This window comes from Melissococcus plutonius ATCC 35311, assembly GCF_000270185.1.
In the GTDB taxonomy this organism is placed as follows: Bacteria; Bacillota; Bacilli; order Lactobacillales; family Enterococcaceae; genus Melissococcus; species Melissococcus plutonius.
In genome coordinates, this window is sequence record NC_015516.1 from 228,571 (window position 1) to 245,977 (window position 17,407).

Below are 17,407 nucleotides of genomic sequence, written 5' to 3' on the forward strand. Positions count from 1 at the left end.
TTCTTAAAAAAGGTAGTTTTAGTTATATAAAATGTTTGTTTGGATCCATAGTATTTATGACCACCTTTTCTATTCAGTAGGGGGTGACTAGACAAAAATTTTCTAGTTGGACAGATGAAATACGCCAGTCTAAAACATTCTATAAAGTGTACGAACAGAACAATCAATAGGGAATGCTGCACGACCGATAACCATATCTGGCCCTCATCCTTGAACAACTTTTGTCCGAATGTAGGCTTCTTGTTTCGCTGGTAAAACGATGGGATGTCTATCACATTGGCTTTTTTCCTATATTGGTTGAAATAATCAAAAGTGGTATACCCCATTTTAAAATATAGATATACTTTATGAATTGTTTGTCTTGAACGTTTTAAGCAACGTGCTGTTTTAAGTACCGATTGATTGATTTTGCTATCATTACCAGTTTGTCTGGTGTAAGATGGATATATGGCATTTGTACTCACTCCTTATAATTTTTTCAAGGGAACTATTTTGAATGTAGCACAAATGACTTTTTTAGTTGTCTAGCTTAATTTTACAATCGGCGATATATAAATGCTTATTATTCTGATATGCAAGATATTTATTTTGGTTACAAATATTGGTTGTAGGCATCTGAGATTCAATAAAATAAAGTAAAGTAAAACTCTTTCTTTAGAAAATTCACTCACAAGGTAGATATGATAATTTTTTATAATACTATCAGACTACAGATTAGCAAACTAGGTTATAAGAAAGATAACGATATAAGTAAAAATCCCTTGTCAAATATTAATCTGACAAGGAATTTTTGGTAGGGGAAATGGTAGGGAACCATCTTATTTTTAATGAAAATTAAGTACCTTAGCAATTGAAGAATGTTGATTTATAGGCATTCCCCATCTATATTATGTTAGCCTTTTATTCCCACTCAACAGTTGCAGGTGGTTTAGAAGTGATATCGTACACAATACGATTAACATGAGCCACCTCGTTAACAATGCGGACACTGACCTGTTGAAGAACGTCCCAAGGAATTCTGGCAAAGTCGGCAGTCATGCCATCAATAGAAGTTACTGCCCGGATACCGACAGTATAATCATAGGTACGTCCATCTCCCATGACACCTACACTGCGAATGCCGGGTAGTACGGTGAAATATTGCCAGATTTCTCTATCGAGACCGGCTTTTTTGATTTCTTCTTGTAAGATAGCATCTGATTCACGTACAATTTCCAGTTTATCTTCTGTAATTTCACCAATGACACGAATACCTAAACCTGGTCCAGGGAAAGGTTGGCGCCAAACGATGCTGTCTGGCATACCTAATTGGGTACCTAATTCACGTACTTCATCTTTAAATAAAGTGTTCAAGGGTTCAATCAACTCAAAATGCATATCTTCTGGTAAGCCACCAACGTTGTGATGTGACTTAATTGTTTGGGCAGTCTCTGTACCACTTTCGATAACGTCTGTATATAAGGTTCCTTGAGCTAAAAAGTCAATGCCTTTTTGACCTGCAAGTTTCTTCGCCTCATCATCAAAAACATAGACAAATTCATTTCCAATAATTTTGCGTTTTTTTTCTGGGTCTTCAATTCCTTTTAATAGGTCTAGGAAACGTTTTTGAGCGTCTACTTTGATGATGTTTAATCCAAATTTTCCGCCTAAGCTTTCCATTACTTGTTTGGCTTCATTTTTACGTAGTAAACCATGATCAACAAAAATACAAGTCAACTGATCACCAATCGCTTTTTGTAAAAGAACACCTACAACACTAGAATCAACGCCACCAGAAAGGCCAAGTAATACACGTTTATCTACAACTTTTTCTCGAATTTTTGCAATTTCCATTTCAATAAAGTTGTCCATTGTCCAGTTGCCTTGACAATGACAAACATCAAAAGCAAAATGGCGTAATAATTCTGTACCATATTCAGAATGACGAACTTCCGGATGAAATTGCACACCATGAAATTGTCGCTCATTATTTTGAATAGAGGCAATTGGACAATCTTTGCTAGTAGCAACGGTCACAAAACCAGGTGCTGTTTTTGTGACTAGATCGCCATGACTCATCCAAACGGTTTGTTGTCTAGGTGTATCACTAAATAAATTCGCTGATTTTTCAAAAATTTCGAGATTGGCTTTTCCATATTCACGATTTTCAGCTGGTTCAACAGTTCCACCTAAATTATAGGTCATTAACTGCATACCATAACAAATTCCCAAAATTGGAATTCCTAAATTATAGATTTCTGGATCAATACGAAATGCTTTTTCATCATATACACTATTGGGGCCACCTGAGAAGATAATTCCTTTAGGAGCTAATTTTTTGATTTCTTCTGCGGTTGTTCGATGACTAAGTAATTCTGAAAAAACACCAAATTCACGAATCCGACGAGTAATTAATTGATTGTATTGACTGCCAAAATCTAAGACAATAATTTTTTCAATTGTTTTTAAATCTATCACATGGGTCACACTTGCTAACTCCTATCTCTGTCATTTGTTTTTTTAAAAAAATAATCATTTAGTAGAATCGTTAATAAAAAATAGAGTTTGTTATAATAAGTTTTTTTATTCTATTTAAATTTAATATAAATAGAATAAAATTTAAATGAAAAATTGCTATTTAGATCACTTTTTGATGAATATCTAAGCGTTATTCTATTATATCCAGTTTTATTCCATATCCAAATATGCGAGAATGAACTGTCTATTGAATAAATGAATTGAATCGATTAATACAGAAAACATTAATTTTATATATAGAAAATTAATGATGAGTGGATAATAGAAAGATATATCATAGATTGATCTTGAAAAATAGTTTGCTGGGTAGTTAAAAGCTTAATTATTATCAATATTTTCGCAAGAAGATTTCATCAATACTATGATTTGTTGTTTTATGAAGTATGATATCAGCACGACCTCTGGTAGGCAAGATATATTCATTCAAATTTTTTAAATTAATTGTTTTCCAGACATTTTTTGCCATTGCAAAGGCTTCTTTACGATCGCCAACTGCATAAGAGTAATAGTAATTATCTGGATTACGAAAGGCAGTATTTAATAAAGCTTCAAACCTTTCTAAGTACCATTGTTCAATTAATCTAGGATCTGCATCTACGTAAATTGAGAAATCAAAGAAATCACTGACATAAATCTGTTGATTTGCTGGTAATTGTAATGTGTTAATCCCTTCAACAATCAAGATATCTGGCTGTTGAATTAAGTTATATTCATTTTCAATAACATCATAAGTATCATGAGAGTAAAGCGGTGCCTTGATTGTTTCTTTTCCACTTTTTACCTCATTTAAAAAGGCAATTAACTTTTTCATATCATAGCTTTCTGGAAATCCTTTACGTCCTAAAATTCCTTTTTGCTTTAGCACATGATTGGGATACAAAAATCCATCAGTAGTAATGAGTTCTACACTCTTTTCTTTAAACATACGACCAAAAATAGTATGTAAAAGACGGGCAGTTGTACTTTTTCCAACAGCGACACTGCCGGCAATGCCAACAATGAAAGGTGGTGCCTGGACGTATTCATGTAAGAATAAACCCTTGCTTAGAGTTAGCGATTCAAATTCCTTCATATACAGATGAATTAAATGCGTAAGAGGAATATAGATATCTTGAACATCCTGGAGAGAGATACGGTCATTAAGACTTTTGATATGTTCGAGTTCTTCAGCGGTTAATAATGCTTTCCCGTCCCGATAGAATCCTCGCCATTCTTCACGTGAGATTGGGTAATAATTTATTTTATCGTCCATGTAAATCCTCCAAAAAAATTAAACGCTAGTTTTTGTTTATTTTAACATAGTTTGAGCAAGTATAACATATATTATAAATATAAATGCTGCATTTATTAAAATGATCAAACATGTTATTATAAGAAAGCAAATTAAAGTAAAGGAGAAGAAAGAGAAATGAAAAAAATTGTTCTTTTTGGCGATAGTATTACGGCTGGTCGCTTTATCGAAGCTGTTTCTCCTATCTTGGTTGATGATATAAAAAAAGATATCACTCGTATGCATCTAGAAACTGTTGAAATTATTAACGCAGGTAGTAGATCAGCGGATACAACTGAGGATGGATTAAAACGTCTACAAAGGGAGGTACTGGATGAACAGCCAGATATTGTTACTATCTTTTTTGGCGCCAATGATGTAGCCGAATATTGTTTAGTTGAAGTAGAACAATATATAAATAATTTAAACTTCATGGTTGAGCAAATTGGTCATGATAAAGTTATTTTAATTACACCTTCTTATATTAATAGTGATAAAAAGGTTGATCGTCCTCAAGAACGTTTACAGGAATATCAAAGACGAGTGAAACAATTAGGACGTGACCTATCTGTTCCAGTTGTTGATTTGTATAAAGCAATGTGCAGCTATCCAGGGTCTAATGAATTTTTACAGGTAGATGGCTTACATTTTTCTAAAGTTGGTTATGAATTATTGAGTGCATTGATTGTTCAAGAATTAAAAAGTAAACTAAAAAAAATTAAAATAAAGGAGAAAACATGACCGATCATTATTACACAGAAAATCCTGAAACGCCTCATCAAAAAGAACAATGGTCCTTTGAATTAAAAAATCAGGTTTTTCATTTTGAAACCGATACACATGTCTTTTCAAGAAAGACGATTGATTATGGAACAAGAGTTTTAATTGATACGTTTAATGGTAAAGAACTACCAGAAGGAGATATGTTGGATGTTGGTTGTGGCTATGGTCCCATTGGCTTAACTTTAGCATCTGTAACTGGACGTTTCGTTGAAATGGTTGATGTTAATCAACGAGCGATCGGTTTAGCAAAAGAAAATGCAAAACGAAATCATATTAAGAACGTAGACATTCATTATTCAAATATTTATGATGAACTTAATCGATCACACTATGCAGCAATCATTAGTAATCCGCCAATTCGTGCTGGCAAAACTGTTGTACATAACATTCTTAGTGGTGCTCATCAATTGCTTGAAAGCAAAGGGACCTTGACAGTTGTTATTCGAAAAAAGCAGGGCGCACCAAGTGCTGAAAAGAAAATGAAGGAAATCTTTGGTAATGTAGAAATAGTGACCAGGGATAAAGGATATTATGTTTTACGAAGTACAAAAGGATGAATTTTAAAATTAAATAGTATGTAGATGACTTAGTAAAAACAAACATATTTTAAGAAATTATATTTTGTTTATTTTTGTTCAATAGGTGTACTAGCTATTTTGCTGAGACTATTGCTCGATTAACTCACAATGTAAAATGCATAAGAGATCGTTCTACTTGAATATTTAATGGTGACCTTAATCAAAAAATTTACTTTTATAAAACAAAATATAATTTAAGCGAAAAACAATTGAGAGAGGAGAAAAAATCATGCTAGGAGTAGGATTATTATTTGTAGCAATTACATTAATAAGCAATGGAGTAGGTGGCTTATTAGATATCGACCAACGCTCGATTGCTTTATTAAATCTTTTGACAGGTAGTCTTTCATTTTTAATCAATACGATTTATTTATTCCATGGTGATTATTATAGTGCTGGTACTGGATATCTTTTTTCTTTTACCTATCTACTCGTTGGAATTATTTATGTTTTTGATCTCGATATGAAGGTTTATGGCATTTTTGCTTTATTTGTTGCAATAAACACTTTATTATGTGCCTATATTTCTTATTTCTCAGATGGCGATTGGCGTTTTGCATTAATTTGGTTGTCTTGGGGTGTATTATGGGGTCTTGGTTTTGTTGAATATGTCTTGGAAAAACCAATTGGAAAACCAGTCTTTTATTTAGCAATTTTGGAAGGAATTGTTACTTGTTGGATTCCAGGTTTTATGATGTTAGCACAAGTTTGGTAGTGAAAAATAAAAATTATATTAAAATTTATTGATGAGCAAAAACAACCGATTAATTAAGCAAATAGAGAAATGACTTCTATAATGACAAGAAGATCGATTATAAGATGGGTAAAAACATAGGAAAATTTTTTCCTATGTTTTTTATTTTTTAATAGTCGAAACTCATAAAAATTTATTTTTATGTTTCATCGAATAGAAATTTTTTGATAATACAAAATAGCTGGTTAATTTTGAATAGGTGACTAAATTTTCTATATTTAGCCATTTATTTAGTTATTGTTCGTTATTTAATGAGAATAAACAGTTTATTTTCTTGATTTTTATTTTAATTAGTAGTAATTAATTAATCTCAATTCCTAATTTTATCCCTAATTTTTAATCATTATAACCGATTATTTAATTTTAAATTTTATCCATCTTTTCTTTATTATCTACTATTTTTTTACGAACGTTTCTGGTAAACTGTAGATAGTTTGATAGGTATCTATATAGATGGCGAATGTAACAAAGTAGGCGAAATATAATTTCATTTATGCTAACAATCATCAATGATGAAAAAACAAACGATAATCTAAGATGATAGAAAATAAGTTAATTACCGATCAAGTTAAATGATAAGAAAAATAGAAATAAAAATGGCTATCAAATTGGATGAATTTTCTATAGATTGTTTGATGAATGTGACCAATCAAGAGAATAAAAATGATAACTGATGAGAAAAAAATAATGGAACTTAATCGAAAATAAATATTGTTAGCCTTGATATATATGGCTGACTCTTAATATATGATTTGTAGCCTGTAATTACAAAAATAACTAGTAATTTTTACTATATAAAAATCAAAAAATGAATAAAGAATCTGAAGGGAATCATAAAATGAAAAAAGATCAGTGGATACAATTAGCAATGACTGCTATGCAAAAAGCCTATGTTCCTTATTCAAATTTTCCAGTAGGTGCCTGTTTGATCACTAAAAATGAAAAAACATATTTAGGGAAAAATATTGAAAATGCTTCTTATGGATTGACAAACTGTGCTGAAAGAACAGCTATATTTAAAGCAGTGTCTGAAGGAGAAAGAGATTTTCAGTGTTTGGTTATTGCTGGTCAAACCGCTGCACCTATTGTACCATGTGGTGCTTGTCGCCAAGTAATGATTGAATTTTTCTCTCCTGATATGCCTGTTATTTTGGTTGGTATAGCTGGAGTAAAAAAGGAGACGACGGTAGGTCAATTGCTTCCAAATCCATTTACTAAAGAGAATTTATAAAATTTTCCTTAACAGATGTTTTGAAGCTATTTTAAATGATGATCAATCAATTAAAAAATGTGTTTAGATAAACTAAAAAGTAATGAAACATATAATAATTTAAAGAAAGTAAGTTATTTAGAAATGGTTAATGAATGATGGTTACTTTAATTTATTTCATGAAAATAATTTAATGATTTATTAGTATTTGCTATCTAAAAAGTAAGGTACTTTTAAACATTTATTATAAAAAATCTAATGAAATGAATAATAGTCCAAATTTAGTAAAAACAAATCTAAAAATTTGTTTATTATAAAATTATTTTGGGAGGCTTTACAGAAATGAAAAAAGCAAAATTACTTGGTTTAGGAGTCATTGCATTGACGGTAGCACTGTCACTAGCTGCCTGTGGTGGAAAGCATACAAAGAATTCTTCTAAAAAAGGAGATCCAGATCATAATATTGTAATGATTTCCGATATTGGTGGCATTGATGACAAATCTTTCAATCAATCTGCTTGGGAAGGAATGAAAGCATGGGGCAAGAAACATGATTTACCAGAAGGAGTCAAAGGCTATGCTTATATACAATCAAAAGATGCTTCGCAGTACACAAGCAATGTCGATCAAGCAATTACAAATAATTTTAAAACAGTTTTTGGTGTTGGCTATTTAATAAAAGATACCATTCAGCAAGCAGCAAAGAAAAATCCAAAAACACAATTTGCAATTATAGATGATGTTATTGCTGATAAAAAAAATGTAGTGTCTGCTACATTTAAAGATAATGAAGCGGCCTATTTAGCTGGTGTAGCAGCGGCCTATACAACAAAAACAAACAAACTTGGTTTTGTTGGTGGTGAAGAACGGGTTGTCATTGACCGTTTTCAAGCTGGATATCAAAAAGGGGTTGCCGATGCTGCTAAAAAATTAGGCAAAACAATTACCGTAAATGCAAAATATGTGGCTTCTTTTGCAGATTCAGCAAAAGGTAGGGCACTTGCAGCATCAATGTATCAAGAAGGTACAGATATCATTTTCCATGCAGCTGGCGCTTCTGGTCAAGGAGTTTTCCAAGAAGCAGCAGCTAGAAACAAAGCAGGTAATGGTGATAAGGTCTGGGTTATTGGCGTAGATCGCGATCAACAGGATGATGGAAATTATAAGACAAAAGATGGTAAAAAAGATAATTTTACATTAACCTCTACTTTAAAAGGCGTGGGAGCTTCTGTTCAAGATATTGCAGATCGGGCACTTAAAGATAAATTTCCAGGTGGAAAGCATTTGATTTATGGGTTGAAAGCTGGAGGCGTAGATATAACAAAAGGAAATCTATCCGATTCAGCAAGATCAGCAGTAAAAGAAGCAAAAGAAAAAGTGATTTCTGGCGAAATAAAAGTACCTGAAAAACCTGAAAATAGGTAAAATAAAAGCCGATAAAATTAGAAAATAGTCATTTTTTCTATTTATCGGCTTTTATAATTATAGAGCATGATTTAGTGTAAACTGATTGTTCCAGTTAGATTAGAATATCTTAACTACCTTAACAAATAAAATTAATGATATAATTATTATATCTTTAATCTATTAAGTAATCATCTTTTGATTTGTTAATGCCTAGTTCCCCTTTACAAGTATTACCAATTATTATTGTATAAGGAAGTGAATAAAATTTGTCACAAGAATTTGTCATTGAGATGCGTAACATTACTAAACAGTTTGGCAATTTTAAAGCAAATGATAACATCAATCTGAAAATTAAATCAGGTGAAATACATGCACTTTTAGGAGAAAATGGTGCTGGAAAATCAACATTAATGAATATTCTTTCTGGATTATTAGTGCCAACTTCTGGCGAAATTTTTATGAATGGCGAGAAGGTGGTCATCTCTGATCCAACAAAGGCAAACCGTTTGGGCATTGGGATGGTTCATCAACATTTTATGTTAATGGATGCATTTACCGTTACAGAAAATATTATTTTAGGAAATGAATTAACAAATTTCGGCATTCTTGATCGTAAAAAAGCCAAAAAAGAAATTGCTCAATTATCTCAACGATATAACTTAGATGTCAATCCAGATGCATATGTTCATGATATCTCCATTGTAATGCAACAACGAGTTGAAATATTAAAAACACTTTATCGAGGTGCAAATGTATTAATTTTTGATGAACCAACAGCAGTATTGACACCACAAGAGATTGACGAATTGATATTTATTATGAAAGAGTTAACTAAAGAAGGAAAATCTATCATTTTAATTACTCATAAGTTAGATGAAATCAAAAAAGTGGCAAATCGTTGTACGATTATTCGACGCGGAAAAAGTATTGATACAGTAATGGTAGCTGATAGTTCTTCTCAAGAATTGGCTGATATGATGGTAGGACATTCTGTTTCCTTTAAAACAGAGAAAAAAATAGCAAAACCTGGAAAAACAATTTTATCGGTTGAAAATTTAGTTGTAAAAGATAGCAGGAATGTTGAGGCGATTAAGGGACTAAACTTAAAAATTCATGCTGGTGAGGTAGTTGGGATTGCAGGAATTGATGGAAATGGACAAACTGAACTTGTTCAAGCACTTACCGGTCTGACAAAAATTGAAAAAGGAACTATTATGTTGAATGGTTCTACGCTGCTTACAAATCAAAAGCCACGTGAAATAACAGAAACAGGAATTGGATATGTACCTGAAGATCGCCATAAGTATGGCTTAATTTTGGAAATGTCAGTTGCCGATAATATTGGCTTGCAAACTTATTATCAAAATCCTTATAGTAAAAATGGTTTATTAAAGCATAAAGTGATTAGACAACATGCACAAAAATTAATGAAGGAATATGATGTTCGGGCATTAAATGAAGAGGTGCCTGCCAAGGCTTTATCTGGCGGCAATCAGCAAAAAGCAATCATTGCTAGAGAAATTGATCGTAACCCAGATTTATTAATAGCAGCTCAACCAACACGTGGACTTGATGTAGGAGCTATTGAATATATTCATAAACGGCTAATTGAGCAAAGAGATAAACAAAAAGCAGTATTGCTTGTCAGCTTTGAATTAGATGAAATTTTAAATGTCTCGGATCGAATTGCAGTTATTCATGCTGGTCAAATTGTTGGTGTGGTCGATCCAAAGGAGACCTCAGAAAATGAATTAGGTTTATTAATGGCTGGCTATTCTTTAGAAGAAGCTCGGGCAGAATTATCAAACGTAAAAGCGGGTGAAACAAAATGACTAATCATTCAGAAAAAATTAGAATGATTTTGGTACCCATCCTTTCAGTAATTATGGGATTTATTTTAGGTGCAATTATCATGTTGATTTTTGATTATGATCCTATTGAAAATTATCAGGCAATGTTTGAAACAGCATTTAATGGGAAAAGAAGTATAGGTGAAATTCTTGTTTCTTCTTCACCCTTAATATTTACAGCATTAGGTTTTTCAGTCGCCAATTCTGCTGGCTTTTTCAATATTGGTTTACCAGGACAAGCACTATGTGGTTGGGTAGCAAGCATCTGGGTAGCTCTTTCAATCCCAAATGTACCTCGTGTGGTTGCACTCCCACTTGTTATTATTATCGGTGCTCTAGCTGGCGCTGTTGCAGCTGCTATACCAGGAATTTTGCGCGCTTATTTTGGTACAAGTGAAGTCGTTGTTACCATTATGTTGAATTATATCTTTCTTTATTTTGGCAATTATATTGTAAATAGTGTTATGCGACCATCCCTGATAGAAAATAAGGGAATTACTCATTTTGTTGGACAGAATACATCGCTTCAGACCCCATTTTTAAGCAATATTAGTGATGGATCGCGTTTAAATATTGGTATTTTTTTAGCAATCATTGCTTTATTCTTGGTTTGGTTTTTAATGAGAAAAACGACCTTGGGTTTTGAAATTCGTTCAGTAGGATTAAATCCATTTGCCTCTGAATATGCGGGTATGAGTAGTAAACGTACCATTATTTTATCAATGATGATTTCTGGTGTTCTTGCTGGTCTTGGTGGTGTTGTACTTGGTTTAGGGACTTTCCAGAATTTCTTTGTTCAAAGTACGTCCATAAGTATTGGCTTTGATGGTATGGCTGTCTCATTACTTGGTGCTGGAAGTTCTATTGGTATTTTGTTATCCGCTCTTTTATTTGGTATTTTAAAATTAGGTGGACAAGGTATGCCATTATTAACAGGATTACCAACAGAATTAGTAGATGTAGTTATTGCTTCAATTATTTTCTTTGTGGGTATTAGCTATTTAACTCGTTTATTATTAGCTAAAATCTCAAGAAATAAAACGGCAATTACTGAGGTTGAATCAACTGAATCAGCCGAAGATCCAAATGATCAAGAAGGAGGAACTATCTGATGAATGTATTAATTTTAGCATCTGTTATTACTCAAACATTGGTTTATGCTACTCCGCTAATTTTAACCGCTCTAGGTGGTACCTTTTCTGAAAGAGGGGGAATTGTTAATGTTGGTCTTGAAGGTATTATGGTGATGGGCGCATTTAGTTCAATTGTTTTTAATTTATCATTTGCAAATACTTTTGGTGCAATAACTCCCTGGCTGGCTTGTCTTGTTGGTGGTGCTGTGGGAATTGTTTTTTCTATTCTCCATGCTGTTGCTACAATCAATTTACGTGCAGATCATATTGTTAGTGGCACGGTGATTAATTTAATGGCACCGGCTTTGTCTGTATTTTTAGTAAAAGTCATGTATGATAAAGGACAAACAGATATGATCAGTCAACCATTTGGTTATTTTAAATTTCCATTTTTAGAAAAAATTCCCTTGATAGGTACATTATTCTTTAAGCAGACTTCATTACCTGCTTTTGTTGCTATTTTGATTGCATTTTTTGCTTGGTTTATTCTTTTTAAAACTCGTTTTGGCTTAAGATTACGTTCTGTTGGTGAAAATCCACAAGCAGCAGATACACTTGGAATTAATGTTTACTTTATGCGTTATACTGGTGTATTAATTTCTGGTTTTCTTGGTGGAATGGGAGGCGCCGTCTTTGCTCAAACTGTTGCTGGCCGCTTTGGTATTACGACAATTGCCGGACAGGGATTTATCTCAATGGCAGCAATGATCTTTGGTCGATGGAATCCTCTAGGAGCAATGTTATCTGCATTATTCTTTGGCTTTGCTCAAAATCTAGGAATTGTTGGTGAAAATTTACCAGTAATTGCAGATATACCAAAAGTATATTTACAAGCCGCTCCCTATGCACTGACGATTCTAGTCTTAGTTATCTTTTTTGGTAAAGCATCTGGTCCAAAAGCAAATGGTAAAAATTATATTAAAACGAAATAGCTATTGTGTGCATTAAGTTTGTTGAAGGAATATGAATTAAAAAAGCTAACTGCTATAATAATTGAAAAGAACTAAAAATTATAATGGTGAAGATAACTATTCATCAACAAATAAGTAAATCTAACTAAAGAATAATCTCGTAAACTTATTATATTACAATGAATTTATTAGAGAATAACTTGGTTTTTTATTCTTTATTCTAAAAAGTAAGGCTTTAATACTGGAATTGAAAACAAACAATAGTTTTATATCAATTAAAATAGGAGAAAATCAATGATAAATTTAGAAGAAAAAATTGCCCAAACGGTAACATTTTTAAAAAAGAATGGTGTAGAACAAGCAGATTTTGGCTTAATTCTAGGTTCTGGACTTGGTGAATTAGCAGAAGAAATAACTGATGCTAAAAAGATTCCTTTTGAGAAAATTCCCTATTTTCCTATTTCAACGGTTACAGGTCATGCAGGAAATCTAGTATGTGGCATCCTAGCTGGAAAAAAAGTAATAGCTATGCAAGGTCGTTTTCATTATTATGAGGGACATTCGATGCAGACAGTTACCTATCCTGTCAGAATAATGGCTGCTTTGGGTGTCCATGCCTTGATTGTCACCAATGCAGCTGGAGGTGTAAATCAATCCTTTATTCCAGGCGACCTCATGCTGATTACCGATCATATTAACTTTACTGGAAATAATCCACTAATTGGTCCAAATGATGAAAAAACAGGACCACATTTTCCAGATATGAGTCATGCTTACTCGGAGAATTTTCAAACGATAGCTAATCAGGTAGCTGCTGAACAAGGTATTAAATTACAACAGGGTGTATATATGGGATTTTCAGGTCCTACTTATGAAACGCCAGCAGAAATTAGAATGTCACGAGCAATGGGAGCAGATGCGGTTGGTATGTCAACTGTTTCTGAAGTTATTGTTGCAGTTCACAGTGGGTTAGAAGTCTTAGGAATTTCTTGTATTACAAATTTAGCTGCTGGTATGCAAAATGATTTAAACCATACAGAAGTAGTTGAAACGACACAGCGTGTAAAAGTACAATTTAAGTATTTAGTCAAAGAAATACTAGCTAAACTTTAACAATCATTTATATAAAAGGAGAATACTATGAGTGTACATATCGAAGCAGAACTAGGAGAAATAGCAGATAAAATTTTACTTCCAGGTGATCCATTACGAGCAAAATATATTGCAGAAACTTTTTTAGATCATCCAGTTTGTTATAACCAAGTGCGTGGTATGCTTGGTTATACCGGAACATACAAAGGACAACAAATTTCTGTTCAGGGAACAGGAATGGGTATGCCATCAGCTTCTATTTATGCTCACGAATTGATCAATTCTTATAATGTCAAAAAATTAATTCGTGTAGGTACTTGTGGATCAATATCCGAAAAAGTTCATATTCGTGATCTGGTTTTAGCACAAGCAGCTGCTACGTCATCTGCAATGATAAAAAATGACTTTCCTACCTATGATTTCCCTCAAATAGCAACATTTGATCTATTGATGAACGCCTATAATATTGCAAAAGAGCAGGGATTTACTGTCCATGTTGGTAATGTTCTTTCAGATGATGTTTTTTATAAGGAAAATACCGATACAGTTTTCCGTTTGGGGAAATTAGGTGTTTTAGCGATTGAAATGGAAGCAGCTGCCTTATACTATCTTGCTGCCAAATTTGGTGTAGAGGCATTAGCGGTGATGACTGTCAGTGATAGCTTGGTCACTGGAGAGGAGACAACAGCAGCTGAACGTCAATCGACATTTGATGCTATGATTAAAGTTGGACTTGAAACAGCAATTGCTCAATAAAATTATAGTTAAATATTAATTTTATTGCTTGTTTTAAAAAAATAATAAAGCAGATTGCTAAATAATGAGCAATCTGCTTTATTATTTATATTTTCAAAAATTATAGATAGTATTTTTTAGCTACAGATAAGTCAGTGTTTAGTTCATAAACAAGTGGTTGACCTGTTGGAATCTCTACACCCATAATATCATCATCAGAAATACCTTCAATATGTTTAACAAGAGCCCGTATAGAATTACCATGTGCGGCAACTAAAACAGTCTTGTCATCTACCAATGAAGGAGCAATATGATCTTGCCAGAAAGGTAAAGCACGTTCCAATGTAACTTTTAAATTTTCTCCAGCTGGAATATCACGTTTGTCCAGTCCAGCATAGCGACGATCATTTAAGGCAGAACCTGGATCCATTTCTTCTAATAATGGAGGCAGTGTATCATAAGAACGACGCCAGATATGTACTTGTTCGTCTCCATATTTTTCTGCTGTTTCTTTTTTGTTTAAGCCTTGTAATTTACCATAATGACGTTCATTTAAGCGCCAAGATTTTACTTGAGGTACCCATAGTTGGTCAGAATATTCTAAAATTAAATTACACGTTTTAATTGCACGTGTTAAGACAGAAGTATAGGCAATATCAAAATCAATTCCAGCTTCTTTGATTTTTCGTCCACCCTCTTTTGCTTCTTCAATTCCTTCAGGTGATAAATTAACATCAACCCAACCGGTAAATTGATTTAATGCATTCCATTCGCTCATTCCATGACGAGAAAAAACTAATTTTGGCATATATAACTCTCCTTTGAAAGATAGTATCTAATTTCAGCTTTTATTGTACAACGTTTTTCTACATATTTCCATTGTTCAATTAAAAAATAATAAAAAATTGTGAAAATAAGAACAAGAGAGTTTGAATTCGTGAAATTTGCTTGTAAAACAGAGAAATAAAAGTATTCCGTTCTTTTTATTTATATAAAAAAGATAAACATTAATAAAAAAAATATCATTTAAAAAATTTATTTTTATCGAGATGACTAATTAAAGAGTAAGAAAAGACTATTTCTAGAAATGTCTTTTCTTACTCTTTAATGGTAGTTTGTTTTCTGAATGATTTATTTCTACACTAATTGACTAATTGGAATAGTTTTGTTGATAAATGGCTTATTTTATCAATTTACTATTGTTTAATGTATGGATACCCTTATCGTGACTAACAATAACCAGAGAAACAATGTTTAAAAACAATCCATGTTCAACGACACCAACCAAATTATCCAAATAGGAACTTAAGCTGACAGGATCTTCAATCTTATCCAAATGTAAATCAAAAATGTAATGGCCACTATCAGTAATGTGTGGAGCATTGTTTTTAGAAGATTTACGTACTGTTGGATGATAATCATTTTTTTCAAGTAGGTGGAAAAGTTGTTGACTTCCGTAAGGAATAACTTCTACAGGTAAAGGAAATGCACCTAAGCTTTTTACTAATTTTGACTCATCAACAATCCAGATACACTTTTTTGAGTAGGTAGCAACAATTTTCTCAAAAAGTAGTGCAGCACCACCACCCTTTATTCCATGAAAATCCTGACTAATCTCATCTGCACCATCAATTGTAATATCTACATAAGGAACTTCATCAATACTTTTTAATGGAATACCCAGTGACAACGCTTGTTTTTCGGTTTCTTTAGACGTCGCTACACCTGTAATTGTTAAGCCTTCTTCTCTTACACGTCTTCCAATTTCTTCCACCATAAATTTGGCAGTCGAACCAGTACCAAGTCCAACAGTCATCCCATTCTCAACATATTTAGCTGCCTCAATGCCGGCACGCTGTTTCAAATTCATTGATCTTTGCTCCTTCTTAATAAATTATCTTCATTGTACCGTTAAAATTGCAAAAAAGAAAGATAGGAAACCATAATAGGTCGGAAAGTATTTTACTTAAAAAATAAGACAAATTTCTGAATTAGAATACAAATAGAAAAAGAGTAATTAATTATAAGTTAATATTGACATTTGCTTGAAAACATGCTATTCTAACAAAGGTGCTTTATTACAGGTCTTTTTATAAGACGTGCTGACTGTTTATCAAAGCATGAAGGGAAATGCAGTTAATGCATTATTTTTTATTTAAAAAAAAGAACCACCTGGACGTGTGGAACTAGAAGTGGAAGGAGGAAATAAGAAATGCCTACAATTAATCAATTAGTACGTAAACCTCGTAAATCAAAGGTGGAAAAATCTGATTCTCCAGCTTTGAATAAGGGATATAACAGTTTTAAAAAGGTTCAAACAAATATTGATTCTCCACAAAAACGTGGCGTATGTACACGTGTGGGAACAATGACACCTAAAAAACCGAACTCAGCTTTACGTAAATATGCTCGTGTTCGTTTGTCAAACTTAATTGAAGTTACAGCTTACATTCCAGGAATCGGCCACAATTTACAAGAACATAGTGTTGTATTGTTACGTGGTGGACGTGTGAAAGACTTGCCAGGGGTACGTTACCATATCGTTCGTGGTGCCCTAGATACAGCTGGAGTGAACGATCGTAAACAAAGCCGTTCTAAATATGGTACTAAAAGACCAAAAGCTGCTAAATAGTTAGACAGTATTAACATAAAAGATGAATATTTCGGAAGGAGGAGTTACGGATGCCTCGTAAAGGTCCTGTTGCAAAACGTGATGTTTTACCAGATCCTATTTATAACTCAAAATTAGTGACTCGCTTAATCAATCGTGTAATGATAGATGGAAAACGTGGGATTGCTGCTAATATTATTTATAATGCATTTGACATTATTAAGGAATCTACAGGAAATGACCCATTAGAAGTTTTCGAACAAGCAATGAAAAATATCATGCCTGTTCTTGAAGTTAAAGCACGTCGTGTTGGAGGTTCAAACTATCAAGTACCCGTTGAAGTTCGTCCTGAACGTCGAACTACTTTGGGACTACGTTGGGTAGTTAATTATGCTCGCCTACGCGGTGAACATACAATGGAAGAACGTCTTGCAAAAGAAATTATGGATGCTGCCAACAATACTGGTGCTTCTGTTAAGAAACGTGAAGATACACATAAAATGGCAGATGCTAACCGTGCATTTGCACATTATCGTTGGTAGAATATCCTCTCTGG

Annotated in this window: 16 protein-coding genes and 1 pseudogene; 12 read left to right on the plus strand and 5 right to left on the minus strand. The window is 32.9% G+C overall.

From position 1 onward, the window contains the following. Window positions 1-132: 132 nt before the first annotated feature. The 3 genes and pseudogenes from MPTP_RS09830 to coaA all read right to left on the minus strand — a co-directional run. A pseudogene (locus tag MPTP_RS09830) lies at window positions 133-454 on the minus strand (IS30 family transposase); the annotation flags it as partial. 446 nt (window positions 455-900) lie between these two features. Continuing rightward, window positions 901-2,466, minus strand: coding sequence for a glutamine-hydrolyzing GMP synthase (gene guaA, locus MPTP_RS01015; protein WP_013773159.1), 1,566 nt, complete (start codon window positions 2,464-2,466; stop codon window positions 901-903). A 379-nt stretch (window positions 2,467-2,845) separates the two neighbouring features. Beyond that, the gene (coaA, locus tag MPTP_RS01020) at window positions 2,846-3,769 is read right to left on the minus strand and encodes a type I pantothenate kinase (protein ID WP_013773160.1); all 924 of its coding nucleotides are present in this window, start codon (window positions 3,767-3,769) and stop codon (window positions 2,846-2,848) included. Window positions 3,770-3,925: 156 nt separating this feature from the next. Between coaA and MPTP_RS01025 the strand changes: the two genes are divergently transcribed. The 10 genes from MPTP_RS01025 to deoD all read left to right on the plus strand — a co-directional run bounded on the left by MPTP_RS01025 (window position 3,926) and on the right by deoD (window position 14,261). Beyond that, window positions 3,926-4,528 carry a GDSL-type esterase/lipase family protein gene (locus MPTP_RS01025; RefSeq protein WP_013773161.1) on the plus strand — a complete coding sequence of 201 codons (603 nt, stop codon included), beginning with the start codon at window positions 3,926-3,928 and terminating at the stop codon, window positions 4,526-4,528. Then, window positions 4,525-5,127, plus strand: a complete 603-nt coding sequence (locus MPTP_RS01030) for a class I SAM-dependent methyltransferase (RefSeq protein ID WP_013773162.1) — start codon at window positions 4,525-4,527, stop codon at window positions 5,125-5,127. Before MPTP_RS01025 ends, MPTP_RS01030 begins: the two co-directional genes overlap by 4 nt. Before the next feature lie 250 nt (window positions 5,128-5,377). After that, complete coding sequence (locus tag MPTP_RS01035) at window positions 5,378-5,863, plus strand: AmiS/UreI family transporter (RefSeq protein ID WP_013773163.1); 486 nt, start codon at window positions 5,378-5,380, stop codon at window positions 5,861-5,863. A gap of 847 nt (window positions 5,864-6,710) precedes the next feature. Beyond that, a complete protein-coding gene (locus tag MPTP_RS01040) occupies window positions 6,711-7,133 on the plus strand; it encodes a cytidine deaminase (protein ID WP_080580421.1) in 423 nt (140 codons plus the stop codon). Window positions 7,134-7,454: 321 nt separating this feature from the next. Next, window positions 7,455-8,537, plus strand: coding sequence for a BMP family lipoprotein (locus tag MPTP_RS01045; protein WP_013773165.1), 1,083 nt, complete (start codon window positions 7,455-7,457; stop codon window positions 8,535-8,537). A gap of 272 nt (window positions 8,538-8,809) precedes the next feature. Beyond that, window positions 8,810-10,351: an ABC transporter ATP-binding protein gene (locus MPTP_RS01050; RefSeq protein WP_172956380.1), complete on the plus strand. Its 1,542-nt coding sequence runs from the start codon at window positions 8,810-8,812 to the stop codon at window positions 10,349-10,351. After that, on the plus strand, window positions 10,348-11,481 hold the full coding sequence (locus MPTP_RS01055; protein ID WP_013773167.1) for an ABC transporter permease: 1,134 nt from the start codon (window positions 10,348-10,350) through the stop codon (window positions 11,479-11,481). Before MPTP_RS01050 ends, MPTP_RS01055 begins: the two co-directional genes overlap by 4 nt. Next, entirely contained in the window at window positions 11,481-12,434 is a 954-nt protein-coding gene (locus MPTP_RS01060) for an ABC transporter permease (protein ID WP_013773168.1), read from the plus strand. Before MPTP_RS01055 ends, MPTP_RS01060 begins: the two co-directional genes overlap by 1 nt. Before the next feature lie 273 nt (window positions 12,435-12,707). Continuing rightward, window positions 12,708-13,526, plus strand: a complete 819-nt coding sequence (locus MPTP_RS01065; RefSeq protein ID WP_013773169.1) for a purine-nucleoside phosphorylase — start codon at window positions 12,708-12,710, stop codon at window positions 13,524-13,526. 27 nt (window positions 13,527-13,553) lie between these two features. Further along, window positions 13,554-14,261, plus strand: coding sequence for a purine-nucleoside phosphorylase (deoD, locus tag MPTP_RS01070; protein WP_013773170.1), 708 nt, complete (start codon window positions 13,554-13,556; stop codon window positions 14,259-14,261). A gap of 100 nt (window positions 14,262-14,361) precedes the next feature. On the opposite strand, the gene gpmA is transcribed toward deoD, so the two are convergent. Continuing rightward, window positions 14,362-15,048: a 2,3-diphosphoglycerate-dependent phosphoglycerate mutase gene (gene gpmA / locus MPTP_RS01075; protein WP_013773171.1), complete on the minus strand. Its 687-nt coding sequence runs from the start codon at window positions 15,046-15,048 to the stop codon at window positions 14,362-14,364. A 372-nt stretch (window positions 15,049-15,420) separates the two neighbouring features. Beyond that, window positions 15,421-16,110, minus strand: a complete 690-nt coding sequence (gene rpiA, locus MPTP_RS01080) for a ribose-5-phosphate isomerase RpiA (protein ID WP_013773172.1) — start codon at window positions 16,108-16,110, stop codon at window positions 15,421-15,423. A gap of 342 nt (window positions 16,111-16,452) precedes the next feature. On the opposite strand from rpiA, the gene rpsL reads away from it, so the two are divergent. Together rpsL and rpsG are read left to right on the plus strand one after the other, a co-directional pair. Further along, on the plus strand, window positions 16,453-16,872 hold the full coding sequence (gene rpsL / locus MPTP_RS01085) for a 30S ribosomal protein S12 (protein ID WP_013773173.1): 420 nt from the start codon (window positions 16,453-16,455) through the stop codon (window positions 16,870-16,872). Between the two features lie 50 nt (window positions 16,873-16,922). Continuing rightward, window positions 16,923-17,393, plus strand: coding sequence for a 30S ribosomal protein S7 (gene rpsG / locus MPTP_RS01090; RefSeq protein WP_013773174.1), 471 nt, complete (start codon window positions 16,923-16,925; stop codon window positions 17,391-17,393). Window positions 17,394-17,407: the final 14 nt, after the last annotated feature.